23 protein-coding genes and 4 tRNA genes are annotated in these 25,148 nt (G+C 61.2%); 23 read left to right on the top strand and 4 right to left on the bottom strand.

Annotated features, from left to right (window positions below; genetic code table 11):
• Positions 1 to 83: 83 nt before the first annotated feature.
• Complete coding sequence (locus ACTG4K_RS06475; RefSeq protein WP_439113371.1) at positions 84 to 2,003, top strand: SurA N-terminal domain-containing protein; 1,920 nt, start codon at positions 84 to 86, stop codon at positions 2,001 to 2,003.
• A gap of 63 nt (positions 2,004 to 2,066) precedes the next feature.
• Positions 2,067 to 2,142: transfer RNA gene (locus tag ACTG4K_RS06470), tRNA-His, on the top strand.
• Positions 2,143 to 2,236: 94 nt separating this feature from the next.
• Here the strand turns inward: ACTG4K_RS06470 and cho are convergent.
• Together cho and ACTG4K_RS06460 are read right to left on the bottom strand one after the other, a co-directional pair.
• Positions 2,237 to 3,094 carry an excinuclease Cho gene (cho, locus tag ACTG4K_RS06465; RefSeq protein WP_439113370.1) on the bottom strand — a complete coding sequence of 286 codons (858 nt, stop codon included), beginning with the start codon at positions 3,092 to 3,094 and terminating at the stop codon, positions 2,237 to 2,239.
• Between the two features lie 32 nt (positions 3,095 to 3,126).
• Positions 3,127 to 3,723, bottom strand: a complete 597-nt coding sequence (locus ACTG4K_RS06460) for a lysophospholipid acyltransferase family protein (protein WP_439113369.1) — start codon at positions 3,721 to 3,723, stop codon at positions 3,127 to 3,129.
• Positions 3,724 to 3,828: 105 nt separating this feature from the next.
• Here ACTG4K_RS06460 and ACTG4K_RS06455 point away from each other — a divergent pair, with 105 nt between their 5' ends.
• Complete coding sequence (locus tag ACTG4K_RS06455; RefSeq protein ID WP_439113368.1) at positions 3,829 to 4,668, top strand: alpha/beta fold hydrolase; 840 nt, start codon at positions 3,829 to 3,831, stop codon at positions 4,666 to 4,668.
• On the top strand, positions 4,665 to 4,877 hold the full coding sequence (locus ACTG4K_RS06450; RefSeq protein WP_439113367.1) for a DUF3820 family protein: 213 nt from the start codon (positions 4,665 to 4,667) through the stop codon (positions 4,875 to 4,877). Before ACTG4K_RS06455 ends, ACTG4K_RS06450 begins: the two co-directional genes overlap by 4 nt.
• Positions 4,878 to 4,885: 8 nt before the next feature.
• On the opposite strand, the gene ACTG4K_RS06445 is transcribed toward ACTG4K_RS06450, so the two are convergent.
• On the bottom strand, positions 4,886 to 5,485 hold the full coding sequence (locus ACTG4K_RS06445) for a 3'-5' exonuclease (protein WP_439113366.1): 600 nt from the start codon (positions 5,483 to 5,485) through the stop codon (positions 4,886 to 4,888).
• A gap of 63 nt (positions 5,486 to 5,548) precedes the next feature.
• On the opposite strand from ACTG4K_RS06445, the gene ACTG4K_RS06440 reads away from it, so the two are divergent.
• From ACTG4K_RS06440 to ACTG4K_RS06355, 18 genes are all read left to right on the top strand, one after another.
• Positions 5,549 to 5,857: a hypothetical protein gene (locus ACTG4K_RS06440; RefSeq protein WP_439113365.1), complete on the top strand. Its 309-nt coding sequence runs from the start codon at positions 5,549 to 5,551 to the stop codon at positions 5,855 to 5,857.
• Between the two features lie 94 nt (positions 5,858 to 5,951).
• A complete protein-coding gene (locus ACTG4K_RS06435; protein ID WP_439113364.1) occupies positions 5,952 to 6,317 on the top strand; it encodes a DUF6172 family protein in 366 nt (121 codons plus the stop codon).
• Positions 6,286 to 8,391 (top strand): excinuclease ABC subunit UvrB, encoded by a 2,106-nt coding sequence (gene uvrB / locus ACTG4K_RS06430; RefSeq protein WP_439113583.1) that lies wholly within the window; start codon positions 6,286 to 6,288, stop codon positions 8,389 to 8,391. The genes ACTG4K_RS06435 and uvrB overlap by 32 nt, the downstream gene beginning before the upstream one ends.
• A 48-nt stretch (positions 8,392 to 8,439) precedes the next feature.
• Positions 8,440 to 9,141 (top strand): LuxR C-terminal-related transcriptional regulator, encoded by a 702-nt coding sequence (locus ACTG4K_RS06425; protein WP_439113363.1) that lies wholly within the window; start codon positions 8,440 to 8,442, stop codon positions 9,139 to 9,141.
• Complete coding sequence (locus ACTG4K_RS06420; protein ID WP_439113362.1) at positions 9,138 to 11,087, top strand: sensor histidine kinase; 1,950 nt, start codon at positions 9,138 to 9,140, stop codon at positions 11,085 to 11,087. The genes ACTG4K_RS06425 and ACTG4K_RS06420 overlap by 4 nt, the downstream gene beginning before the upstream one ends.
• Before the next feature lie 226 nt (positions 11,088 to 11,313).
• Positions 11,314 to 11,847, top strand: a complete 534-nt coding sequence (gene iscR / locus ACTG4K_RS06415) for a Fe-S cluster assembly transcriptional regulator IscR (RefSeq protein WP_439113361.1) — start codon at positions 11,314 to 11,316, stop codon at positions 11,845 to 11,847.
• 115 nt (positions 11,848 to 11,962) lie between these two features.
• Positions 11,963 to 13,180, top strand: a complete 1,218-nt coding sequence (locus ACTG4K_RS06410; protein WP_439113360.1) for an IscS subfamily cysteine desulfurase — start codon at positions 11,963 to 11,965, stop codon at positions 13,178 to 13,180.
• A 12-nt stretch (positions 13,181 to 13,192) separates the two neighbouring features.
• On the top strand, positions 13,193 to 13,579 hold the full coding sequence (iscU, locus tag ACTG4K_RS06405; RefSeq protein WP_305717152.1) for a Fe-S cluster assembly scaffold IscU: 387 nt from the start codon (positions 13,193 to 13,195) through the stop codon (positions 13,577 to 13,579).
• 115 nt (positions 13,580 to 13,694) lie between these two features.
• Positions 13,695 to 14,018 carry an iron-sulfur cluster assembly protein IscA gene (iscA, locus tag ACTG4K_RS06400; RefSeq protein WP_066090558.1) on the top strand — a complete coding sequence of 108 codons (324 nt, stop codon included), beginning with the start codon at positions 13,695 to 13,697 and terminating at the stop codon, positions 14,016 to 14,018.
• A 121-nt stretch (positions 14,019 to 14,139) separates the two neighbouring features.
• Positions 14,140 to 14,658, top strand: a complete 519-nt coding sequence (gene hscB / locus ACTG4K_RS06395) for a Fe-S protein assembly co-chaperone HscB (protein ID WP_439113359.1) — start codon at positions 14,140 to 14,142, stop codon at positions 14,656 to 14,658.
• A gap of 70 nt (positions 14,659 to 14,728) precedes the next feature.
• Positions 14,729 to 16,609 (top strand): Fe-S protein assembly chaperone HscA, encoded by a 1,881-nt coding sequence (hscA, locus tag ACTG4K_RS06390; RefSeq protein ID WP_439113358.1) that lies wholly within the window; start codon positions 14,729 to 14,731, stop codon positions 16,607 to 16,609.
• 33 nt (positions 16,610 to 16,642) lie between these two features.
• Entirely contained in the window at positions 16,643 to 16,981 is a 339-nt protein-coding gene (fdx, locus tag ACTG4K_RS06385) for an ISC system 2Fe-2S type ferredoxin (protein ID WP_439113357.1), read from the top strand.
• 34 nt (positions 16,982 to 17,015) lie between these two features.
• Positions 17,016 to 17,723: a DNA polymerase III subunit epsilon gene (dnaQ, locus tag ACTG4K_RS06380; protein ID WP_439113356.1), complete on the top strand. Its 708-nt coding sequence runs from the start codon at positions 17,016 to 17,018 to the stop codon at positions 17,721 to 17,723.
• A 105-nt stretch (positions 17,724 to 17,828) separates the two neighbouring features.
• Positions 17,829 to 17,903 (top strand) — tRNA-Val (locus ACTG4K_RS06375).
• Positions 17,904 to 19,214: 1,311 nt separating this feature from the next.
• Positions 19,215 to 19,291: transfer RNA gene (locus ACTG4K_RS06370), tRNA-Pro, on the top strand.
• A gap of 59 nt (positions 19,292 to 19,350) precedes the next feature.
• Positions 19,351 to 19,427 (top strand) — tRNA-Arg (locus tag ACTG4K_RS06365).
• Between the two features lie 914 nt (positions 19,428 to 20,341).
• A complete protein-coding gene (locus tag ACTG4K_RS06360) occupies positions 20,342 to 21,658 on the top strand; it encodes a tyrosine-type recombinase/integrase (protein WP_439113355.1) in 1,317 nt (438 codons plus the stop codon).
• A gap of 276 nt (positions 21,659 to 21,934) precedes the next feature.
• Positions 21,935 to 22,735: a DUF3800 domain-containing protein gene (locus tag ACTG4K_RS06355; RefSeq protein WP_439113354.1), complete on the top strand. Its 801-nt coding sequence runs from the start codon at positions 21,935 to 21,937 to the stop codon at positions 22,733 to 22,735.
• A gap of 208 nt (positions 22,736 to 22,943) precedes the next feature.
• Here the strand turns inward: ACTG4K_RS06355 and ACTG4K_RS06350 are convergent, their stop codons facing one another.
• A complete protein-coding gene (locus tag ACTG4K_RS06350; protein ID WP_439113353.1) occupies positions 22,944 to 24,173 on the bottom strand; it encodes a hypothetical protein in 1,230 nt (409 codons plus the stop codon).
• 395 nt (positions 24,174 to 24,568) lie between these two features.
• Here ACTG4K_RS06350 and ACTG4K_RS06345 point away from each other — a divergent pair, with 395 nt between their 5' ends.
• On the top strand, positions 24,569 to 24,961 hold the full coding sequence (locus ACTG4K_RS06345) for an ATPase (RefSeq protein ID WP_439113352.1): 393 nt from the start codon (positions 24,569 to 24,571) through the stop codon (positions 24,959 to 24,961).
• The last annotated feature ends 187 nt before the right edge of the window (positions 24,962 to 25,148 follow it).

Below are 25,148 nucleotides of genomic sequence, written 5' to 3'. Positions count from 1 at the left end.
AAAGGCGAACCCGGGTTCGCCTTTTTTTTTGCGGCTCAGCGCACCAAGGCCGCCGTCTGTTTGTTGTTTCAGGGTTTCAAGGCATGTTCGATACCATCCGCAACCACAAAAAGTACCTCATGGGCTTTTTGTTGATTCTGATCATCCCTTCGTTCATCCTGTTCGGTGTTCAGGGCTTCAACGAATCGGATCAACGCGGTGCCGTGGTGGCCGCAGTGGACGGTCAAGAGATCACCCAATTGGAATGGGACCAGGCACACCAGGCCGAGTCGCAGCGGCTGCGCGAAGCCATGCCCACGCTGGACGCCAAATTGCTGGATAGCGAGGAAGCCCGCTACGCCACGCTGGAGCGCTTGGTGCGCCAGCGCGTTTTGGCTGTGGCCGCGCAAAAACTCAATCTGTACACCAGCGACCAGCGCCTGGCCCGCGACCTGCAGAGCAACGAAGTCATCGCGTCTTTGCGCCGTCCCGACGGCTCGCTCGACGTTGAAGCCTACCGCCAGTTGGTGGGTCGCCAGGGCATGACACCCGAGATGTTCGAAGCCCAGGTGCGTGCCGACCTCTCCCAGCGGCAAGTCGCCCAAGGTATTCAGGGCTCGGGCTTCGCCCCCCAAGGCTTGGCCAAAGTGGCACTGGACGCCTTTTTTGAGCAGCGCGAGGTGCGTGTAGCCCGCTTTTCCCCTAGCGACTTTGCTGCACAGGTGGCATTGTCCGATGCCGACATCGAGACTTTTTACAACAACAACCCTGCCTTGTTCCAGTCTCAAGAGCAGGCCGATGTGGAATACCTGGTTCTGGATACCGCTACGCTGCAAAAAGGCATCACCCTTGCCGAGGCGGACATGCGGACCTACTACGACCAAAACGCCGCACGGCTGTCCGGCAATGAAGAGCGCCGTGCCAGCCACATATTGCTGACCCTCGCGCCCGGCGCCTCAGCAGCAGATAAGGCCGCCGTGCGTGACAAAGCGGCCGCCTTGTTGGCACAGGTCAAGGCCGCGCCTCAAACCTTTGCCGAGGCGGCCAAGGCCAACTCGCAAGACCCGGGCTCTGCCGTCAATGGTGGTGATCTCGATTTCTTTGCCCGTGGCGCCATGGTCAAGGCGTTTGAAGATGCTGCCTTTGCATTGCAAAAAGGCGCCATCTCGGACCTGGTGGAAACCGAGTTCGGCTTTCATATCATTCAGCTGACCGACATCAAGGCGCCACCCCAGCGCAGCTTTGAAGGCATGCGGGCGGAAATTGAGCTGGATCTGAAAAAGCAGCAAGCGCAAAAGCTGTTTGCCGATAGCGCCGAAGCCTTCAGCAACTACGTTTACGAACAAGGCGACAACCTGGCTGCCACAGCCGAGCGCTTCAAGCTTGACCTGCAAACCGCCAAGGGCCTGACCCGTCAGCCTCAGCCAGGCGCTGGCGTGTGGGCCAACGAGCGTTTGCTCAACGCTGTTTTCGCAGCCGACTCGATCGAGAAAAAACGCAACACAGAGGCCATCGAGACCGCATCCGGTCAGCTGGTATCAGCCCGCATCGTCAGCTACACGCCCGCCCGTACCCAGCCACTGGCTGAGGTTCGCGAGGTGGTACGCCAGCGCTTGCTCGCCCAGCGCGCAGCCGAGCTGGCCCGCGAAACCGGCGCGAAACAACTGGAAGCCTGGAAAACAGGTGCTGATGCGCCGGGCCTTTCTGCCGCGTTGGTCGTGTCGCGAGACAACGCCCAGGGCATCACCGCCCCGGTCCTTAACGCAGCGCTCAGCGCTGACCCCAAGCAGCTCCCCGCTTGGGTCGGCGTTAGTCTGGAAGAACAGGGCTACGCCGTGGTTAAAGTGGACCAAGTGCTGCCACGCCAGCCCCGCGACGCGCAGGCCCAGGTGCAAGAGGCCGACCAGTACAGCCAATGGTGGTCGTCCGCCGAAAGCCTAGCTTATTACGATACATTGAAAGAGCGCTTCAAGGTGCAGATCAAGGTGCCCGCGCCCAAGCCAACGGTAGCGCCCGTACGCTGAGCAAGGAATCTGCGAGGAGAGCCAGAAATCTGGTTTTCTTCGCGCTATAATGCAAGACTTGCGGTGGCTGTAGCTCAGTTGGTAGAGTCCAGGATTGTGATTCCTGTTGTCGTGGGTTCGAGCCCCATCAGCCACCCCAAATAATTCAAACAAAAAAGCCCGGTTCTTGACCGGGCTTTTTTGTTTCTGGGTGTTTTGCAGTGAAACTGCGGTTCGCTCCGGCGCGGCGGCGCTTACAGCCGCACGATCTCGGCTTTTCCACCCAGCAGGGGCTTGCACAGGATTTTGTAGCCGTCGGCGTCGAAGGCGGTGGCCAGGCGGTCCAGCGCTGCGGCTTGTGAAACGTGGGCCACGCTGCCCAGGTAGCACCAGTTGCGCACCACATGGATCTGAACCAGATCGCCGTGGCGTTCCACCAGGCCAATGGCGCCGGGGTAGGGCCAGCAGGCCACGCGCAGGCCTTCGAGGCTGGTAAACAGCCGTCTGCTGTGAGCTTCTAGGCTTTCGTCCCCTCTGCATACACCGCCACATTGCTTGAGCATGGCGCGGAAGCAGGCCTTGCCAGGTGGGAGCTTTTCCAGCCCCAGTGCGCCGTAGCAGAGCTTGTGCTGGTCGGCCAGGCTGCGCAGGTTGTCCAGCGCGGCGTGGCGGCTGGCGTACAAACCATACAGTTGGGGCTCAATCGCGAAATTCAGGTCTTTTGAATAGACCACTTCGGGTTTGCCATCCCCGATACGCAGGGAGCACAGCTGGCGGTTTCGGCGCAGTTTCTGGTTCAACAGCGGTTGCTGCTGTTTGATGAGGCTGGCTTCCAGCAGCAGGGCGCCAATCTCGCCTGCTGTGCGTGTGTGGCTGATGCGCTGGGTCTGGCGCAGCAGGCGGGCTTCGTCGGGGTTGCGCAAATGGGACAGGACGCGCTGGCGCAGGTTGACGCTTTTGCCGATGTAGAGTGGCAGGTCACCGTCCTGGCCGTGAAACACATACACCCCCGGGGCTACGGGCAGGTCGTCGATGGTGGCGCGCAGGTGGGTGGGGTATTCGTAGCTTCGCGCTTGCTCGAATTCAGGGCGGCGGCGTGCGGGCAGGTGCATCAAGCGGTCAGGGCGCGGTGTGGGGCAATGGCTCAGTCGGAGCCAGCCGCGAACTGGGCCGCGTTTTTGCCTTTGAAGGGCGCATAAAAGGCTTTGATGGCGGTCATGTCGGCTTCCACGTCGCCGGTGGGTTTGAAGAGTGGCCCCAGGCCGCTGCGCTTGGTGCTGTAGTCCATGTAAGCCATGACGATGGGCACCTGGGCGCCCAGGGCTATGTAGTAGAAGCCTGTCTTCCAATAGCGGGTTTTGCTGCGTGTGCCTTCGGGCGGCACGATGAGTTGCAGCGGTCCGTCTGCTGTGCGGATGGCTTCGGCTGAGGCGGCCACCAAGTTGTTGGACTGTTCCCGGTTGACCGGGATGCCGCCCAACCACTGCATGATGCCGCCGAAGGGCGCCTTGAAGATGCTGTGCTTGCCCATCCAATACGGGTTGAGCCGCAGCGCAAAGGCCACCATGAGCGTGTAGGGCAGGTCCCAGTTGCTGGTGTGCGGCGCCGCAATGAACACGCTTTTGGCGGCTTCAGGGGGCAGGGAGCCTTCCACTTTCCAGCCTGTGAGTTTGAGAAACGCCATGGAAAAGCCGCGCAGCAGGGCGTTGACAACCGGGGTGGTGAAGATGGTTCGGTGCATGGCTAGCGAGTATCGCTGAAGCGCCCGAGGTGACTGCCAAGGCATTGCCCGCACAGGCATGCGCGCTACCATCGTGGGCACCCCCGCACTTCAGGAGCCGCCACCATGCAAGACCGCCTCACGATACAAGGCCTGAATGTGACCATGGAGGGCACAGGGCCCACCGTGGTGATGCTGCACGGCTGGCCCGACACGCCGGCGCTGTGGGACGACACGGTGGCCAGCTTGCGTGACGGTTACCGCTGTGTGCGCTTTGCCTTGCCTGGGTTTGACCTGAGCCAGCCGCCGCGCCCGGTGTCGGTGGACGAGATGTGCGCGCTGGTGGGTGCCGTGTTAGACGCCGTGAGCCCCACCGAGCCGGTGACGCTGCTGCTGCACGACTGGGGTTGTTTCTTTGGCTACGAATACGCGGCGCGCCACACCAGCCGGGTGGCGCGGGTGGTGGGTGTGGACATCGGGGACACCAATTCGGGCACCTATTTGAAGTCGCTCAAGTTCAAAGAAAAACTCATGATTGCGGGTTACCAGCTGTGGCTGGCGCTGGCCTGGAAGCTCGGCGGCCTGTTGCCGGGGGTGGCCAACCGCATGACGCGCTTCATGGCGCGCACCATCGGTTGCCGCACGGCGCCCGAGCACATGGGTTGGCAGATGAACTATCCCTATGCCATGCAGTGGTTTGGCTCTTTTGGCGGGCTGCGCGGCGTGGCACGGGTGGGCCAGGTGCTGGGGCCGCAAGTGCCCACGCTGTTTTTCTTTGGCAAGCGCAAACCGTTCATGTTTCACTCACCGCGCTGGCTGGCGGCCCTGGGCACCACGCCCGGGTGTGGCGTTCAGGGTTTTGACGCAGGCCACTGGTTGATGCGCCAGAAGCCGGCGCTGTTCAACGCCAGTGTGCGCCGTTGGCTGGACCAGGCCACGGCGCCCAAGGCCCCAGAAGCGCCATGAAACCCGAAGACCTGGAACGGCTGCTGACCGTGGAAATGCCGTTTGGTAAACACAAGGGTACGCCCATTGCCGACCTGCCCGGCAACTACCTGAACTGGTTTGCGCGCGAGGGCTTTCCGAAAAGCGAAGTGGGCCGACTGCTGCAACTGATGCACGAGATTGACCACAACGGCTTGAGCGACCTGCTCACCCCACTGCGGCGGCGCTGAACGCCCGTTCAGCCCGGCAGACCCAGCGCATGAAACACCCGAGCGGCCGCGTAGGCGTCGTTGGCGGCATAGATCAACTGGCCTTCGCTCAGTTGCGGATTGGCCCAGTTGGACGTGGCGGCTTTTTTTGATTTGATGAAGCGCTGGTTGAATAGCACCGCCACCGCGCCTTTCACGCCCATGTCTTTGCGGTAGCCGCGTTCGCGGAACACTTGGTTGAGCTCCAGCACCGCTGCGGGCGCCACCGCCAGTTTGGCCACGATGCGCTTGGTGTCATCACCCAACCCAAAGCCGGCCTTGGTGTGGGCTGCGTGGGCCAGCAATTCGGCTACTTGCTCGCGACAGCCGGGGTCCGTCAGCTGAAACACCCAGGCGTGGTGCAGGGTGGACAGCTGCACGATGTGCGGCCCGTCAGACACCTGTTCTTTCACAAAAGTTGGTTTGGACTCGGTGTCAAAACCCCAGACCGGGTGGTCACGCAGCGCGGCCACTGCCTCGGTGGCCTGCCGGGTCGTCTCGACCAGGGTGATGCGGTCCAGCCTCAGGCGGTCGAATTCGGGTAGCAGGGCAATCTCGTCTTTGCTGGGCGTGGGGCGGGTGGTGTTCATGGGCAGGGGCGGGATCGATAATCGGTCATTGTGCAACGTGCCCGCCGGGCACCCCCGGGCTTCATGACCTACACCCTCAAACTCTTCGTGTCCGACGACACCTCGCCCGCGCAACGGCACGCCGCCGAGCGGCTGTTTCGCCAAGCGCTGGAAACCACGCTGGGCGACGCGGCCTTGGTGGCGCCGGTGTATGCGGCCTACCAGCGCATTGCAGCCCTGTACGGCGAAACCCCCGACGTGGAGGCGCTCACAGTGGACGAGCGCATGCTGTTTGAGCACTGGCAGTTGGCCGAGGCCGCTGCGCTGGCAGCAGTCTGGGGCCCTTACCGCAGCCTGGACGAAGGCAGTTACGAGATCGTGCTGCCCGGCTGAACCGCAGGCAAGCGGGCAGCGTCTTGATTCACCGATAATCGAGGGCTGTGATTTCGTCCTCCCAGGGCGCTCATTCCCTTTGAAGGACCTTTCCATGAGAAAAACATTCCCCCTGCGCGCCGAGGGCAAACACCCGGACCGCGTGCTTGAAGCCGTCAAGCACGAAATTCGCAAATACATCAAGCGCGAGCGCCGCCGCGACTTGCCCGAAGGCGCTGATTTTTGGGACTTCGATTGTCAGTTTGGTGCCGACAAGGAAGCCGCCGCCGCCGTTGCTCCGTCCGATCTGACTGCCGTCCTGGACGCTTTGGCACAAGCTGGTGGCGAGCAGTGCTACGTGGAGCTGCTGGCCAAGCCCGCCGTGTGGGTACGCCGCCCCGCCGGCCGGCCTGCCGCTGCTGCACAATCCGCCGATGCCCCTGACACCGATGCCCCTGCCGCCGACCGCGCCGCTGCTTGAGGTTGTGACCGAAGCCCCGCTGGAGGGCGAGTTCCAGCGGTTCCCTGGCTCGCCTTTCGAGCTGTTTTCGCCATACCCGCCCGCAGGCGACCAGCCCGAGGCCATTCGCCAACTGGTGGAAGGCGTGAACGACGGCGAGGTGTTCCAGACCCTGCTGGGCGTGACCGGCTCGGGCAAGACCTTCACCATGGCCAACGTGATCGCCCGCCTGGGGCGCCCGGCCATCGTGTTTGCACCCAACAAGACGCTGGCCGCGCAACTCTACAGCGAGTTCCGGGAGTTCTTCCCAAAAAACGCCGTCGAGTACTTTGTCAGTTACTACGACTACTACCAGCCCGAAGCCTACGTGCCACAGCGCGACCTGTTCATTGAAAAGGATAGCGCGATCAACGAGCACATCGAGCAGATGCGGCTGAGTTGCACCAAGAGCATCCTTGAGCGTCGCGATGTGGTGATCGTGGCCACCGTCTCGGCGATCTACGGCATCGGCAAGCCCGAGAGCTACCACCAGATGGTGATGCTGCTGCGCGTAGGCGACAAAATGGGCCAGCGCGACCTGATTGCGCAATTGGTGCGCATGCAGTACGCGCGCAACGATGCCGATTTTTCGCGCGGCAAGTTCCGCGTGCGTGGCGACACGATTGACGTGTTCCCGGCCGAACACAGTGAGATGGCGATCCGCATCGAGTTGTTTGACGATGAGATCGAAACCCTGCAGCTGTTTGACCCGCTCACGGGCAAGGTGCGGCAGAAAATTCCGCGTTTCACGGTCTACCCCAGCAGCCACTACGTGACCCCGCGTGAACAGGTGCTGAGCGCGGTGGAGGCGATTAAGGAAGAGCTGCGCGACCGGGTGAAAGAACTGGTGGGCATGGGCAAGCTGGTGGAGGCTCAGCGGCTGGAGCAGCGCACCCGGTTTGACCTGGAAATGCTGGCCGAGGTGGGCCACTGCAAAGGTATTGAAAACTACTCGCGCCACCTATCGGGCAGTGCGCCGGGTGAGCCACCGTCCACGCTTACCGATTACCTGCCCAAAGACGCCATGATGTTTCTGGACGAGAGCCACGTGCTGATCGGCCAGTTTGGTGGCATGTACAACGGCGATCGCGCCCGCAAGACCACGTTGGTGGAATACGGCTTTCGCTTGCCCAGCGCGCTGGACAACCGCCCGCTGAAGTTCGACGAGTTTGAGCAGCGCATGCGCCAGGTGGTGTTTGTATCAGCCACGCCTGCCGACTACGAAAAGACCCACGCCGGCCAGGTGGTTGAACAGCTGGTGCGCCCTACCGGCCTGGTAGACCCCGAACTGGAAGTGCGACCAGCCACCCACCAGGTGGACGATGTGTTGCAAGAAATCCGCATCCGCGTGGAAAAAAACGAGCGGGTGCTCATCACCACACTGACCAAGCGCATGGCTGAGCAGCTGACCGACTACCTGACCGAGAACGGCGTCAAGGTGCGCTACGTGCACAGCGATGTGGACACGGTGGAACGGGTGGAAATTTTGCGCGACTTGCGCCTGGGTGCCTTCGACGTGCTGGTGGGCATCAACCTGCTGCGTGAGGGTATTGACATTCCCGAGGTGTCGCTGGTGGCCATTTTGGACGCTGACAAGGAGGGCTTTCTGCGCTCTGAGCGCAGCCTGATCCAGACCATTGGACGCGCCGCGCGCAACCTCAACGGGCGCGCCATTCTCTACGCTGACCGCGTGACCGAGTCGATGCGAAAGGCGATGGACGAAACCAACCGCCGCCGCGCCAAACAGATCGCGCACAACCTGGCCATGGGCATCACACCCAAGGCGCTGAACAAACGCATCAAAGACCTGATTGACGGTGTGTACAGCGAAAAGGCCGGCAAAGAAGCCGACCGCTTGGCGGCTGAGAGCGCGCACCGCGCCAGCATCGAAGACATGAGCGAGAAGGATGTGGCGCGGGAAATCAAGCGGCTTGAAAAGCTCATGCTGGAGCACGCGCGCAACCTTGAGTTCGAGAAGGCTGCGACTGTGCGCGACCAGCTCAGCCGCCTGAAAACGCAGTTGTTTGGCGCCGCCGGCATGGACAACGTGGCTTGAGCGGTCCATAGGCCGAATGTCGCTCCCGCCAGCTCTCAAAGGCTATTTATGGACATCGACGCTTCCCAGCCGCAGCGCACAAGCCAGGTAGACGACACGCGCATCTATCTCATTGAAGACGATCCGACAGTTTTGCACTTCGTGCGCCAGACGCTGCTGCAGCGGCCTTCGTGGCAGCTGCTGGGGCATTCGGCCAGCATGGCCCATGCCTGTGCGCACACGCTGTCTTCCAGTGCCAACGTGTTTTTGGTGGACCTGGGCTTGCCCGATGGCCGTGGCGAGGATGTGCTGCGGATTCTGGCCCGCTACAAGCCCGACGCCGAGTTGCTGGTGTTCACTGTGTTTGGCGAGGAATCCCGTTTGGTGGGTGCGCTGGAGGCCGGCGCCACAGGCTACGTGCTCAAGGGTTGTACGCCCGAAGAGCTGGTGCTGGCGATTGAACAGATCCGGGAAGGTGGGGCACCCATTTCACCACTGCTGGCACGCATGCTGCTGAAGCGATTTCGCTCGGTGCAGGCGGTGTTGCCTGAGGTGCGTTCACCACTGCAGGGCGACGAGGTGGTGCTGTCCGAACGCGAGAACGGTGTGCTCAGATTGCTGGCGCAGGGGTACGTCAACAAGGAAATTGCATCGAAATTGGCCATTGCACCGGCCACGGTGGGGACCCATGTAAAAAACCTGTACCGCAAGCTGGCGGCCCACAGCCGCGTACAAGTGGTGCGCATTGCGCAGGAGCGGGGCCTGCTTTGAGGCCCCCGCGCTGGCTTGCGCAGGTGGTGCTGGGCATCCCGCTTTACTGGTGGGCGGCGGTGTGGCTGATCATTTTGCTGCTGGGCCTGGCCCTGGTGACGCGCGTGAGCGGGGTACCCGGCGCGCAAGCCGTGGACCAGGCGCAGGTGGTGCTGGCCGGGCAGCCCTGGGAGACCGCAACAACCGTGGAGCTGCCCCACGTGTGGGACGACGCGCAGCGCCGATGGGCCGGCGAGGCGCACTACCGGATGGTGCTGCCCGCAAGCCTTAAAGATATGGCTGGCCCCGATGGGCCAGGCATTGGCCTGCTGCTGCCGCGCGTGAGCGTGCGGTTTCGGGTGCTGTTCAACGGGGAAGAGGTGGATGCCCAAGCGTGGGCTCGCGGCATAGGCTATGCCGACACGGGTACCCACGCGCATTTCATCGCCCTGCGGCCCAGCATGTTGGCCACCCAATGGGCAGACAACCGCCTGGAAATCCAATTGAAAGGGCAGGCCTTGCGCTTCAGTGGCTTGTCGCCGGTGTGGGTGGGGCCGCGTGATGCGTTGTGGCAGCGCCACCATTGGCTCAACTGGTGGCAGGTGACCCTGACCTGGATGGTGGCGGCTTCGGCGCTCATGCTGGGCTTGCTGTCGCTGCTGATCTGGGCCAAGTCGGCAGAGCGCCTGTTTGGCTTGTTGGCGGGGGGGCTGCTGGTGCTGGCGGTTCGGCTTTGGTTGTCCACGCCGGTATTTTTGCCCGGTCCGTTCTTGTGGTGGGACTATGTACACAAGCTCTCCTTCACGCTTTACTGCGGTTTCACCTACCTGTTCATGTCGGAACTGTTCAATTTTCGTCAGAGCATGGTGCGCAAGTTGGTGCTGCTGATGATGTTGCTGGCCCCTTTCTGGCTGGGCTTGCTGGCCTGGACGCTGAACTACCAGCTCTACCGCCTCTGGACGGGTGTGATTGTGCTGGTGTGCGTGTTGTCCTTGCTGATGGTGATACACCGCGCGCGCTGGGGAATGGATGTGCAGCAGCGCCTGATGGTGGTGGTGGGGCTGGCCACCATGGTCACCGGTTTGCGCGACTTTTTGGTCGTGCAAATGGGGCTGCCGGGTGACGTGGACATCCGCTGGATGACACCCGGCAGTCTGGTCATGATGTTTGCGATGGGCAGCGTCTTGCTGCAGCGCACCGCGCTGTCGATGGAAAACGTCGGGCGGCAGAACGCCGAGTTGGCCCGGCAGGTGGGCGAGCGCGAGCAGGAGTTTCACGCGGTGTATGAGCGCTTGCGCTTGGTAGAAAACCAGCGGGTGCTGGAGGCCGAGCGCCGGCGACTCACGCGCGACATGCACGACGGCCTGGGCAGCCAGCTGGTGCAAACGCTCAATTTGGTGCGCAGCAGCAGCGGAAGCATCGACAGCGCATCGGTGGCGGCCATGCTCAACCATGCGCTGGAAGAGCTGCGTATGACGCTCGATTCCCTGGAGCCCATGGACGGCGATTTGCCCACCATTCTCGGCACGCTGCGCCAGCGCATTGGCCCCGCGCTGCAGGCCGCTCAAATAGAGCTTGTCTGGCAGGTGGAGGAAGTGCCCGCCGTGCCGGGGCTGGAGGCGCGTGGCGTGATGCACCTGTTTCGCTGCCTGCAAGAGGTGTTTGCCAACGTGGTGAAGCACGCCCATGCCAGCCGCGTGACCGTGCGCACCTGGGCGGCCAGTGGTCGCGTGCACCTGAGCGTGACCGACAACGGTGTGGGGCTGGGTGACACGCCCGACCTGGCTTTTTCGTCTGGTGGGCGCGGCATCAGCAACGTTCGGCTGCGTGCCGCCGAGATCGGCGCCGAGGTGGTGTTTTCAGTGACCTGGCCAGGCACCTGCGTGGCTTTCAGCTTTGTAGCCGGTCCAGCGCCAGACCAGGTGCTCATGCCCCGATGCTCTGACCTTGCGTGCGGCTCCTGTTGAGGCAAGACAGGCTGGACAAACCGTGTTTGTCCTGGACAAAAACCGTTGGTGGGTTACAATGTCGATCAAATCACTAGGCTTTACTGTATACTCGACGAAAACAGTCGGGAAAGCCTTCGATGTATCGGCCCAAAGCATGGGCAGGGTGGGCGGAGCAGAGGTTCACGGGGCGTTCTTCCCGTGAACCAACCAACGACGGTCAAGCCAACATTTAAGGAGCTTGAAAATGCGCCTCACGACAAAAGGCCGCTTTGCGGTCACTGCGATGATTGACCTGGCCCTGCGCCAGAACAACGGTCCTGTCACCCTGGCAGCCATCAGCCAGCGCCAGCAAATCTCGCTGTCCTACCTGGAGCAGCTGTTTGGCAAACTGCGCCGCCACGAACTGGTCGAGTCGACCCGCGGCCCCGGCGGTGGTTATACGTTGGGTCGAAAGGCGGCTGAAATCACCGTGGCCGACATCATCGTGTCGGTGGATGAGCCGATTGACGCCACCCAGTGCGGCGGCAAGGAAAACTGCCTCGGCGAAGGCAACCGCTGCATGACGCACGAGTTGTGGGCCGCCTTGAACGCCAAGATGGTCGACTTTCTCGACTCGGTGTCGCTGCAATCCCTGGTGGACGACCAGCTGGCCAAGGGGCTGGTGGTTGAAAACGTCCCCCTGATCAAGCGCGCTATTTCCAGCCCGTCGGTGGTCAAGCCGATCCGGGTCAACGCACCTAACTCGGTGTTTGCCCTGGGCGCCGCGTTTTCCAAATAAGTGCCAGGTTCGCCAGCAGGCGGACGACCCCAGCGGTCAGTCAGCCGTGTGCCGGGCATCGACAAAGCCAAGTGCCGTATTTATCCACCACGCCAGCCATTTCACAGAGCCAGCCATGACCACGCCACACTTTCCCATCTACATGGACTACAGCGCGACCAACCCTTGCGACCCGCGGGTGGTGGACGCCATGATTCCCTGGTTGCGCGAGCATTTCGGCAACCCGGCTTCGCGCAGCCATGCCTGGGGCTGGGAAGCTGAAAAAGCGGTAGAAACCGCCCGTGACCAGGTGGCCGACTTGATCGGTGCCGATCCGCGCGAAATCGTCTGGACCAGCGGCGCCACCGAGTCCAACAACTTGGCTTTGAAGGGTGCAGCGCACTTCTACAAGACCAAGGGCAAGCACATCATCACAGTGAAGACCGAGCACAAGGCGGTGCTCGACACTTGCCGTGAGTTAGAGCGTCAGGGTTTTGAGGTCACTTATCTCGACGTGCAAGCCGACGGTCTGGTAAACCTGGACGCGTTCAAAGCCGCGATCCGTCCCGACACCATCCTGGCCTCTGTCATGTTCGTGAACAACGAAATTGGCGTCATTCAAGACATTGCCGCGCTGGGCGCTGCATGCCGCGAAAAGGGCGTGATCTTTCACACCGACGCTGCACAGGCCACCGGTCGCGTGGACATAGACATCAAAAACCTGCCGGTGGATTTGATGAGCCTGACCAGCCACAAAACCTACGGGCCCAAGGGCATCGGCGCTTTGTTTGTGCGCCGCAAGCCCCGCGTGCGCATCGAAGCGCAAATGCACGGTGGTGGCCACGAGCGTGGCATGCGCTCGGGCACGTTGCCTACCCACCAATGTGTGGGCATGGGTGAGGCCTACCGCATCGCCAAAGCAGAAATGCACGCCGAAAACCAGCGCATCCGTGCCTTGCACGACCGCATGGTGACCGGCCTCAAGGACATTGAAGAGGTGTTCATCAACGGCCACGAGACCCAGCGCGTGCCGCACAACCTGAACATGAGCTTCAACTACGTCGAAGGCGAGTCGCTGATCATGGGCATCAAAGGTTTGGCGGTGTCCAGCGGTTCGGCCTGTACCTCGGCCAGCCTGGAACCCAGCTACGTGTTGCGCGCCCTGGGCCGCAGCGACGAGCTGGCCCACAGCAGCCTGCGCATGACCATTGGTCGCTGGACGACCGAAGAAGAAATTGACTACGCGATTGCCACCATCAAAGAAAACGTGGCCAAGCTGCGCGAGTTGTCCCCTTTGTGGGAAATGTTCAAAGACGGAATTGACCTGTCCACCATCCAGTGGGCGGCACATTGAAGGAGAAATACCATGGCTTATTCTGAAAAAGTGGTTGACCACTACGAAAACCCACGCAACGTCGGCTCGTTCGACAAGGGCGACGAATCGGTGGGCACCGGCATGGTCGGTGCGCCGGCCTGTGGCGACGTGATGAAGCTGCAGATCAAGGTGAACCCCACCACCGGTGTCATTGAAGACGCCCGGTTTAAAACATACGGTTGCGGTTCAGCCATTGCTTCGTCGTCGCTGGTCACCGAGTGGGTCAAAGGCAAAACGCTTGACCAGGCCGCTGCGCTGAAAAACAGCGAAATCGCCGAAGAGCTGGCGCTGCCACCGGTGAAAATTCACTGCTCCATATTGGCTGAAGACGCCATCAAGGCGGCAGTGGACGACTACCGCAAGAAACACCTCGCATGAGGTCTGGCGCTCGGATGGGTGTGCTGCATGTTCATGCAGGCCAAAGCCAACTGAGCGCTACCGCCACCGTTCCCGTCACGCACAACGCTGAACGCCCACCCAAGGCGCAACCCACATGTCCATCTCGATTTCTGAAGCTGCTGCACGGCACGTTACCCGCTACATCACCAAGCGCGGCAAAGGCGTTGGCGTGCGCCTGGGTGTCAAAACCACCGGCTGTTCGGGGCTGGCGTACAAGCTGGAATATGCCGACGAAATCGCGCCGGAAGACGTGGTGTTTGAAGACAACGGCGTGAAGGTGTTGGTCGACCCGAAAAGCCTGGCCTACATCGACGGCACCCAGCTCGACTTTGTGCGTGAAGGTCTGAACGAAGGTTTCCGCTTCAACAACCCCAACGAGCGAGACCGCTGCGGCTGCGGCGAGAGCTTCCGGATTTGATCCGCTTTGCGCTTTTCCTCAAGCCGCCTGCGCAGCCTGTGCCGGCGGCTTTTCGTTTTGCTTCCCGCGCAGCGTGCGCGGGCTGGGGCTGCTGCGGTGCCACCCCGTTTCTCCTCTTGCCATGAACCTGCTGTCGAACGACTTTGAGATTTTTGACGTCCCCGCCCAGTTCGCATTGGACCGTACCGCCCTGGACGAGCGCTGGAAAAATTTGCAGCGCGAAGCCCACCCAGACCGTTTCACCACGGCCGACGCGCTGACCCAACGCCAGGCCATGCAGTGGTCGGTGCGCATCAACGAGGCCTACCAGCGCCTCAAAGATCCGCTCAAGCGTGCGGCCTATTTGTGCGAGTTGAATGGAGCGCCCATCCAAGCAGAAAACAACACGTCCATGCCGGCGGCTTTTTTGATGCAGCAAATGCAGTGGCGTGAAGACCTTGAAGAGGCGTGTGGCGCCGAAGACCTGGAGCGTATGGCCGATGATGTGGCACAGACGCGCCGCGACATGCTGCTGGGTTTGCAGCGCACGGCCGACGAGGAGCGCAACTTCCCGGCATTGGTGCAGCAGGTCAGAGCCCTTATGTTTGTTGAGCGATTTGCGTGCGACGTCGAGAACCGAATCGATCAACTGGGACAATAGGGGTCTTCGATGCCCACGCTTTGACCGGCGTTTCTCTTCTAATTTTCAGTACCCACAAGAACACGACCCCATGGCGCTTTTGCAGATTTCCGAACCAGGTCAGTCCCTCGACCCGCACCAGCGCCGTGTGGCGGTGGGCATTGACTTGGGCACCACGCATTCGCTGGTGGCTGCTGTGCGCCACGGCGTGTCCGAGTGCCTGCCAGACACCCAGGGCCAGGTCATTTTGCCCAGCGTGGTTCGTTACCTCGACCCTGCGCAAGGCGGCTCGGGCCGACAAATTGGTTTTGAGGCCCTGGCCGCGCAGGTGGCTGACCCAGCCAACACCATCAGTTCGGTCAAGCGGCTGATGGGACGCACCCGCGCGCAGCTGGTGGACGCCGACAAACTGCCCTATACCGTGTTGGACAATCAGGGTATGGCGGTGGTGCAGACCATCGCTGGCCTCAAAACGCCAATGGAAGTCAGTGCCGAAATTTTGGCCAAGCTGCGCTTTCGTGCCGAAGACAGCTTTGACGACGAGCTGTACGGCGCCGTCATCACGGTGCCAGCCTACTTTGACGATGCCCAGCGCCAGGCCACCAAAGACGCCGCGCAGTTGGCCGGCATCAACGTGCTGCGTCTGATCAACGAACCCACAGCCGCTGCCATTGCCTACGGGCTCGACAACGCGTCCGAGGGCGTTTATGCCATTTACGATCTTGGCGGCGGCACCTTCGACATTTCCATCCTGCGGCTTACCCAGGGTGTGTTCGAAGTCATGGCCACCGGGGGCGACTCGGCCCTGGGTGGCGATGACTACGACCAGGCGCTGGCTGCCTGGGTGCTGGCGCAGCAAGGGGTGGCGGTTGCGCTGACACCGTCTGAGCGCGCTGCACTGCACACGGAGGCCCGCCGCTGCAAGGAAGCGCTCTCCTCGGTGCAGGCCGATGGCAGCGTTGTCTTCAGCGCGCACATTGCTGCGCAAACGCTGAACCAGTCTGTGACCCGGGCGCAGTTTGACGCTTGCACGGCATCGCTCACGGCACGCACCATGACGGCGGTGCGCAAGGTGCTGCGCGACGCCGCTATCACCAAAGACGACGTCAAGGGCGTGGTGATGGTGGGCGGCTCCACACGCATGCCCGTGATTCGCAGCGCCGTAGGTGCGTTCTTTGGCCAGGAGCCGCTGACCAACCTCAACCCCGACGAAGTGGTGGCGCTCGGCGCAGCGATTCAGGCCAATGCCCTCGCAGGGAACAGCCGCGACGGCGACCTGCTCTTGCTGGACGTCATTCCACTTTCATTGGGCATCGAGACCATGGGCGGTTTGGTGGAGCGCATCGTGCCGCGCAACAGCCCCATTCCGACCGCGCTGGCGCAAGATTTCACCACCTACCAGGACGGCCAGACCGCACTGGCGCTGCACGTGGTGCAGGGCGAGCGCGATCTGGTGGCCGACTGCCGCAGCCTGGCGCGCTTTGTTTTGCGCGGCATCCCCCCCATGGCCGCCGGCGCGGCGCGCATCCGCGTCAGCTTCACGGTTGACGCCGACGGCTTGCTGTCGGTGGCCGCGAAAGAGCAGGGCAGCGGCGTGGAGGCGCGGGTCGACGTGAAGCCCGCTTACGGCTTGTCCGACGAACAGATCGCCGCCATGCTGCAAGACAGCTTTGCCACCGCCCAGCAAGATATTGCCGCCCGCGCCTTGGTGGAGGCCCGTGTGGACGCAGACCGCATGATCGCCGCCACACGCAGTGCGTTGGCGGCCGATGCCGACCTGCTGGAGCCCGCCGAACGCCGGGCCATCGATACACTCATGGACCAACTTGCCCAGAGCCTTGCCAGCACCGAGGCTGCCGTGATTGAAGCGGGCACCAACGCGCTGGCCAAAGGCACCGAGGCCTTTGCTGCCATGCGCATGAACCGGGGCATTCAACAAGCCCTGGCTGGCAAAAAGCTCGAAGAAGTCTGAACCGCGCCCGAGCACCGATGCACAGGAAACCCCATGCCGATCATCAAAATACTGCCCCACCCCGAATATTGTCCCCAGGGCACGCAAGTCAGCGCCCCGGCGGGCACCTCCATTTGCGAAGCACTGCTGGACAACCACATCAATATCGAACACGCCTGTGACATGGTGTGCGCCTGCACCACCTGCCACGTCATCGTGCGTGAGGGATTCAACAGCCTCAATGAGCTGGATGAAAACGAGGAAGACCTGCTCGACCGCGCCTGGGGCCTGGAGCCCCAGTCTCGCCTGTCTTGTCAGGCCATTCTCGCGCAGCAAGACGTGACGATTGAGATTCCCAAGTACTCGATCAACCACGCCAAAGAAGGCCACTGACCAGCTCTTGAGCAGATTCACACGAAACAAGCACATGCGTCAAATCGTTCTGGACACCGAAACCACGGGTCTGTCTGCCGAAAATGGCGACCGGATCATTGAAATTGGTTGCGTGGAGCTGTTCAACCGCAAGCTCACCGGCAACAACTTGCACTTCTACGTCAACCCCGAGCGCGACAGCCACGAAGATGCGCTCAAGGTGCACGGGATCAGCAACGAGTTTTTGCGCGACAAGCCCAAGTTTGGACAAATTGCCAACGAGCTGCTGGAATATCTGCGCGATGCGGAACTAATCATCCACAACGCCCCGTTTGACATCAGCTTTCTGAACAAAGAGCTGGAGCGCCTGGGACGGCCACCGTTGAAAACCATCATTGGTCAGGTCACCGACAGTCTGGTGATGGCTAAGGAAATGTTCCCGGGCAAACGCAATGGCCTGGATGCCTTGTGTGACAGGCTCGGTGTGGACAACTCCGGTCGCACCTTGCACGGCGCCTTGCTCGATGCCGAGCTTCTGGCCGATGTGTATATCAACATGACCCGCGGGCAAGACGCCCTTTTGATGGATCTGGAGACGTCGGATGCAGAGGGTGTAGAGATCGTGCTGATTGACTTGAGCCGTATCGAGTTGCCCGTGACTTACGCCAATGAGCAGGAAGCACTGGCACATGAAGCCGTTTTGCTCGACCTAGACAAGGCCTGCAAGGGGAAAACGGTATGGCGGCAGGTGCAAGCCGCCTGACGTATTCAAGAAGAACGCACTTTTGGGAAAAAGTTTTCAGTCCGCCAGAATCAGCAAAAAACCACGCTATAATTTGAGGCTTCTGAGAGATCATATTCATCATTCGGGCGGTTAGCTCAGTGGTAGAGCACTGCCTTCACACGGCAGGGGTCGCAGGTTCGAACCCTGCACCGCCCACCAAAAAATTGTCATACATGACAACGCGCTGCGCCACCTTAGGGTGGCGTAGTCGTTTGTGCTAGGGAGACGTGGGGAAAGATTCCCGCGTAGCGGGCTGCGCACCATGACAAAGCCTCCTTGGGTTTTTCAACGGCAGCTGCTGCCAGAGCGCCCACCAGCTTTTCGACGGGACCAGGTGGCTGCTGCAAGTGAAGCTATTTGAAGGGCCTTTGTCGCGTCGGGTTGATCCATCGGTATCGTCCTTTATCAGATGATCAGATGATCAGATGATCAGATGATCAGAAGAGCTGATGCCCGAGTGCCAGTTCGCATGCGACCAGAAAGTTGGGTTGCAGGTGGGTCCCCGTGCCGCGCAAATCCGAGGCGACGCATGTGTTGCCATCCGCCGCCATTGCTGGATCCAGATCCCCGGCCCCATCTCCAATGAAACGGGCCCATCCGGGCTGTTGAACGGCCGCTTGATGCCCATGGACACCAAGCTGTGGCTCAGCACCTCGTGCTGCGACCATACGGATGGATGCTGTGCGCTACCGTGCTTTTGCAGTTAACCTGCCGAACCGCACAGAACCCGTCGCGTCAACCGCCTCTTTTCACCAACCGGTAGTTGCCAAACCGATGTAGGTATCACATCCCGGCCTGGGTGGGTTCTTATGAGTCGGACGACAAAACAATCATCCTGTTTGAGTTTGGCTTGATCCATCTTGTTCTCGCGTCCAAAACGGGCAAGCTGCTGCCCTCATCTGCGCCTGCGAAATTATTGATCCAGCCCGGTGAAGTCTTTAATTTCTCGGCTACTGCCCACTGTGCATCGGCACACTGAAGTTCAAACTTCGTACAGCGGAATCAATAAGACCGCTGGAACAGCCGGTATTTCTGGTCGCCGGCTTGGGGCTCTGTTCGGGCAAGCTCGATACTTTTGCATTTGCGCGTCCGAAATAAAGCGCGTGTGCTGTGAACGGCTACACCATGGGGGCCGAGTGGCCCTGTGCCGCGATGGACTGCCTGCTGGGCTTACGAAATTCATTTCGCGCAGCCAACACACCGCAGCCGATATTGCGATCTATCCTTGGCCGCGCAGCTGGAAAAAGCAGGGCATCGATGGAGTAGAGCCTCTCGACCTGAAGCCCCAGTTAGACAAGATAGCCCCATGCCCCTCCGTGCAGCGCGGCGTTGCTGGCTCGCGCACGCCGGCAGCAGACGGAGCACGGTCCCGCGACACCCTGCTCGGAACGGCCCGATACAAAAAACGTTGAAGAAAACAGGGGGCAGCTCAAAATACCCTTTAAAAGCATCTATAATTCAAAGCTTAGTCGGAGCGTAGCGCAGCCTGGTAGCGCATCTGCTTTGGGAGCAGAGGGTCGCGAGTTCGAATCCCGCCGCTCCGACCATCAAAAAAGAAAAAGGCCCACTCTGTGGGCCTTTTTTCATTGTCTTTTCGCGATCGTGTCTGCCCGTAGCTCAACCGGATAGAGCAGCTGCCTTCTAAGCAGCAGGTCGGGGGTTCGAGTCCCTCCGGGCAGGCCAAAGTACCCAAAAAATTAACTACCCTTAGATGAAGGTCAACCAACCTTCATCGTCTTATTTCCGCGAGTTTCCGCTTGCACTGTCCCGGCAGTGTGCATGGATTTGCAGGTGTTGCCCTCTGTTTGCCGCTGGTAGCGGTCCGCATGTATCTGCACCCATGTTTTTGGCATCCCGCTGGTCCCATGGCGCAATAGCCGAACTCTCAATGGCGGATGGCCGCGAGCGCACGGAACTCAAACAGTGCACCGTCGACAAGTTCGACTGTGTCGCGCACAGCTGGCCCCATAAACGGTAGCTAGTTCACAAGATTTGAATGGGCGCAAGCTTGGAACCCCTGTTTCATCGTCACCAACTTGCCTGGTGATCCTCGGGCACTTTGCGGCGATGTACGCTGGCAGCGCGGTGAGGCGGTTTAAACAGGCTGAGGCTGGGTTTTTCGCTATTTGCATGCTCTGCCAGGTGTTGTGCTCCAGCGGGGCCTAGCCGTGCTCTCCGTAAACAACAACAAGCAGCGTCTGGCCGACACGATGACGCAAAAATGGTCCGCTACCCAAGCTTGGCTGGGCTTTGTTGTGGGTAGGTAGCGTATGCGAGTACGCGAAGCCAGGGCTCGCAACAACTTCAGTGTCTTCACGAAGAATTTCGGACGCGTATCGGATACGCCGATTCCAAAAAAAAAGTCAGCAGGCGCTAACCTGCTGACTCTTGATTTACTTGGCTCCCCGACCTGGACTCGAACCAGGGACCTGCGGATTAACAGTCCTTCGGGATGGGATTCTACGGGACTTTCTGATACAACTTGCCATTCCTAAAGCCTTTACAAATCAACAACTTGCGTCCAAAGTGGTTTCAGGCCGTCCCAGGCCATCCCAGCCCAAACTGGCACCAGACTGGCACCAGAGCAACCGCGGACTATGGCAAAAGATCAACTTTCGGCAGCGGCGGCGGCCATCCAATCGCTCGATGGTAGCGCCTTCGTGACCTTGCACAGCCGCCTGGATCGCGGCGGTGCGCTGCAGGCGCGCAAGCTGGCCAACGGCGCTGTACAGCTTTATTGGCGGTATTCGTATGCAGGCAAAACCAGCCGCGAACCCATCGGGGTCTACGACCCGACGGCACCGCCCAAGAAGCTGCAGCCAACTGTGCGCGGCTACGGCATCGTTGCCGCGCTGGAGAAGTGCAGGGCACTGGCCGAGGTGCATGTTGAACGTGCCGACACGGGTGGGCTGCAGGAGGCGAAGGCCGAGACACGAAAAGCCTTTCTCGCCAAGAAATCGGAAGAGGCCGAGAAATCCACGCGCACCCTTGAGAAGCTGCTCGATACCTATGTGGAGTACCTGAAAGCTCAGGGTCGTCGCAGCCATGTGGATGCACAGGGGATTTTTACGAAGCACATCAAGGACGCGTGGCCTGCGGTGGCCAAGGCGCCTGCGGTGGACCTCACGCCCGACCAGGTGCTCGACATGCTGCGACGGCTCATTGAAAGTGGCAAGGGGCGTACAGCGAACAAGTTGCGGTCCTACTTGCGAGCTGCCTATCAATGTGCGCTGGATGTGCGGACACTGGCCGCCATTCCGGTGGCCTTCAAGACATTCGCGGTAACGTTCAACCCTGCAGCTCAGACACGGCGTTCCCCGCAGTTCGACCGTGCCGACAAGCGCCCTTTGTCTCTGGCGGAAATGAAGGCGTACTGGAAGCTGATCGTTGACCGTCCAGGCATCGAGTCGGCAGCGCTGAGATTGCACCTGCTGACCGGAGGGCAGCGAATTGAGCAGTTCATCCGACTGAAATGGGCGGATGTTGGCAACGACGCCATCACACTCTTCGACGGAAAAGGCCGGCCCAGCCAGGGAGCGCGCCCGCATCAGGTGCCCTTGGTATCCCTCGCTGCCACCGAACTGAAGCGATTGGGGCGTGAAGGGGAATACGTTTTCTCGACCACAAAGGGGAAAAAGCCCATCGGTGCGCGCACGCTGACGGGGTGGGCGCACGCGATTGTCGGCGCGGAGATCACAGGTTTTCAGCTCAAGCGCATCCGCTCGGGTGTAGAGACCTTACTGGCCAGGGAAGGCATCAGTCGTGAGGTGCGCGGGCATCTGCAATCGCATGGCCTGACAGGCGTTCAGGCCAGACACTACGACGGGCACGACTACATTCCTGAAAAGCGGCAGGCACTTGTGTTGTTGCTTGCATTGCTGGGTGACAGCGCTTCTGTGGCGACTCCAGAATGATCGAAGTACTTTCGGTTGTCCTCGGCCCAGGTGCCGATCATGGGCTCAACCTTGCCATCACGAAGATCGTTGAGGGGAAACCACCGACCCATGTGAACCGGTCATTGTTGTCTTGCCCGAGCGAACGGTCTGAGGTTGCGCCGCTCGGGTGTGGGCAGTACAATCTGCTTGAGCCGGGAGCGCTGTCGATAACGGTGCGTTGGACGATTGTTCCACCTGGCTTTCCTATTCCGACGGGTCGCACATTGCGACCCGTTTTCATTTCCGAGGCAGCTGGTGCATCTCTTGTACCTTGACGAGTCGGGCCATCCGCAAGATCCAGGCACCCAGTTCTTCGTCCTGGCTGGTTTTGCTGTGTTCGAACGTTCGACACACTGGCTGGAATCCAGGATCAATCCCATCGCTGAGCGGTTCAGGCCGCAAGACCCCTCGTCCATCGAGTTCCATGGATCGCCGATGTACACCGCCAAGGACGACTGGGCCGGTGTGGCACCGGTGGAACGTGTCCAGGCCCTGGTGGACGTGCTGTCCTTGCTCAGCAACCCACAACTGCAACTTCGGGTTTTCGCTTCCGTCATCGAGAAATCCATGGTGCCGCACGATCAGATCCTCGAACGTTCGTTCGAGGCTGTTGCGCATCAGTTCGATCAGTACCTGGCGGACATGTGGACCCGGCGACGCGACGCACAGCGAGGCCTAGTGGTTTGCGACAAGGCTTCGTACGAGCAGAAGCTGCAGGCGCTTTCGTCATTGTTCAAGCACCAAGGCCATGCGCTGGGCCGACTGCGGAATTTTGCAGAGGTTCCGCTCTTCCTGGATTCGAAGGCCTCGCGCCTCATCCAGATGGCCGATCTGATTGCGTACTGGATCTTCCGCTACTACCAGTCAAAGGACGACCGAGGCTTCCGATTGATCGAGCCATCCATACTGCGTCGGGCGCGTCAGCGGATCGGCTTGGTGGCTTCGGTGACGCCCGCCACCGAAGCGGCGCTTGCCGCCATCGCGCCTCACAAGTATCCGTTTCCGGTTCCGACGGGTCTGCCAGCCGTCGTACCGGCTGGCGACGGTCTTTCCTGATCGTTTCGCTGGCTTTGCGCAGAGGTGTACGACCTCGGTGCACAGGCCGAGACCCTGCGGGTTCGGTCCCCATACACCATCCAGACTTCGGCCGCTCACTAGCAGCCACTGCACCTGGAAAACCTGGTGTCAGCCCGTGTCGAGCCTGTGCTTCTAATCGCCACCGTTCATGTCTGGACAGACGGAACAGCCATGCTGGAGCCGCATGCTACGGCACCCATCCCAAGGAGCGCTTCATCCATACGGACATCGGCCTGTCCGGGGTGAAAATTTGCCCGATGGTGGCGTGGACTTGTTCGTTCTGCTGGGTTATGGAGGCCGCCTCGATGGCCATTCGATGCGCATCCTGCACATCCATGCCGGTTAGCTCGTAGCCGTGGCCCATCGACATCCAGTTCAAAGAGGCCAGCGCACATTGCATGGCGAAGTCTGGCTGGGTCTTGAGGTGGTCGCGTGCGGCTCGGTTCAAGGTCTTGGGGTCGCACGGTGAGGCCCAGGCCAGGCGGGTGGCCTGCTCGAACAGCTTCAGGGTCTTGGCGGTGGCGAACCATTTGCCGGGCTCACCCGGGCTGGATGAGACCAGGTACCCCAGCAACTTTTCTTGTGCCAGCTCCGGATACTTCTTCTTTAGGGCCCTGAAGGTCGAGAGGTTGGAATTCGCCTGGTTGGCCAGCAGGGCGTACTGGTTGAACGCTTCGGCGCGGCGACCGGCCTTGAGCAGTTCTTCTTCAGCAAAGCGGGCGATGAAAGTTTCGCTGGTGGTACTCCCTGCGCGTTCACGCAGGTAGGCGATGGCTTCATCGATCTGGCCTCGGGTCGCCAACACTTTGGCGCCCCAGACCAGATAGGGCCAGATCGGGCGGGGGTCCATGGCCAGCAGTTCCAGGATCTGATCGTGGCGGTCGGCCTTGAACAGGGCGCTGTAGCAAAGAGTGGTGCCCGAGAAGAAGGCGTAGGTGCCGCTCGTACGTTCGCGCAGCACGTTTCTCAAGGTGGGTAGGAGCTGATCGGCCCAGGCGGAGGCCAGCTCTTGCGTGGCGCACAGGTCGCCCCAGTGGTCCCCCAGGGATTCGATGTACGGAGGATCGTCTTCCTGGAAGGCTTCGAACAGGCGGTCCAGCCATTGACGCCGCACGGGGGTGCTCACGGGCGCCTGGCTGATCAGAGGTGCCAGTTCCTGGACCGTGGCGAAGGTGGCGTTGCCCAAGGTGCCTGAGGAGCTGTCGATCTGGAACAGGGCAGGGGAGAGCTTCTCCAGCAGCAGCACGGCACCTTCGGCCGCACGGGCGGGGTCGTGGCGGGCGACGGCGCGGATCTCGGTCAGGGCTTCGTTGATGCGGCCGATGGCCAACTGAGTGCCTTTCCAGCCAAACGCGCCCCGGCGAAACCGGGTACGGAAGGTCCAAGATGTGGTGTTGGCTCTGGCGGCGGTGGTCATGGGGTATGCAAATAGGTCTGGGTGACTTGTCTTCGGTGCTGTTGGTGCAGCAGTTGAAGAGTGCCGATTTTGATATGGCGTCCCGGCGTGCCGCTGTCGGGCTCTGCGGGCTGCGCCCCGCGCCCCTGTGGGTCGCGGCCATTCGGCTCCGATCCCTGACGTCTCCGGCCGATGGCATGCCCCCGGCCTGCGCGCTGCGCTTGCCATCCTCATGCCTGCTTGTGTGGTGGGGCTGGCTTGCTGATCCCTTCATCCTTGCACACCGTTCTCGCTGTCAAGGTCTGCGCGCCCTGTGTGCGCTGGCGGCCTCTCGGCCGTCTTCGAACCTGTGACCCCTGCGCTGCGGTGTGCCGGTTCCGGTCTCGGGCAATCCCGCCCGATCACCGGAGTTGGTCATGGACGACAAATCACACGTTTCGCTGGAGCAGCAGCTTTGTCTGGTGTGCGGCACTGCTTTTGAAAGCGGCAACATCTTGCTCGACCGGCGCCTGCGCGCGAGCATGAAGCACCGCACGACGACGGGCTGGGGGCTGTGTCCCGAGCACCAGCGGATGTTTTCGGAGGGCTTCGTGGCCTTGGTCGAATGCGATCCGCAGCGCAGCGGAACGCCGTCGGGTTCGGGCCTGATGAAGCCTGATCAGGCGTACCGCACCGGGCGGCTGGCGCATTTGAAGCGGGATGCCTTCGCCCGAATGTTCAACGTTCCGGTCGCGGCCGAGCAGCCGTGTGTCTTTGTCGAGTTTGGCGTGATCGAACAACTGCAGGCGATGGTGCCTGCGACAGATTGACGCTGCGTTGAGGCCTTGTGGCGCCGCCCCGTACATCGCGGGAGCGGCGCTTTTCTGTTGCTGTGCTGCGCTGTTGGGGTTGACCCTCAACCCAATGGGCCGACCCCTTTCTCTCCGGCAGTGCTGCGCGATTCGCATCCCCTGCGCGCCGGTTTCACCGGCTTGCCTGGCCTTTGCGGGCGCTCCC

The sequence above is a fragment of the Hydrogenophaga sp. genome, assembly GCF_965657535.1.
GTDB lineage: Bacteria > Pseudomonadota > Gammaproteobacteria > Burkholderiales > Burkholderiaceae_C > Hydrogenophaga.
This window is presented reverse-complemented; position numbering and strand designations above follow the sequence as displayed.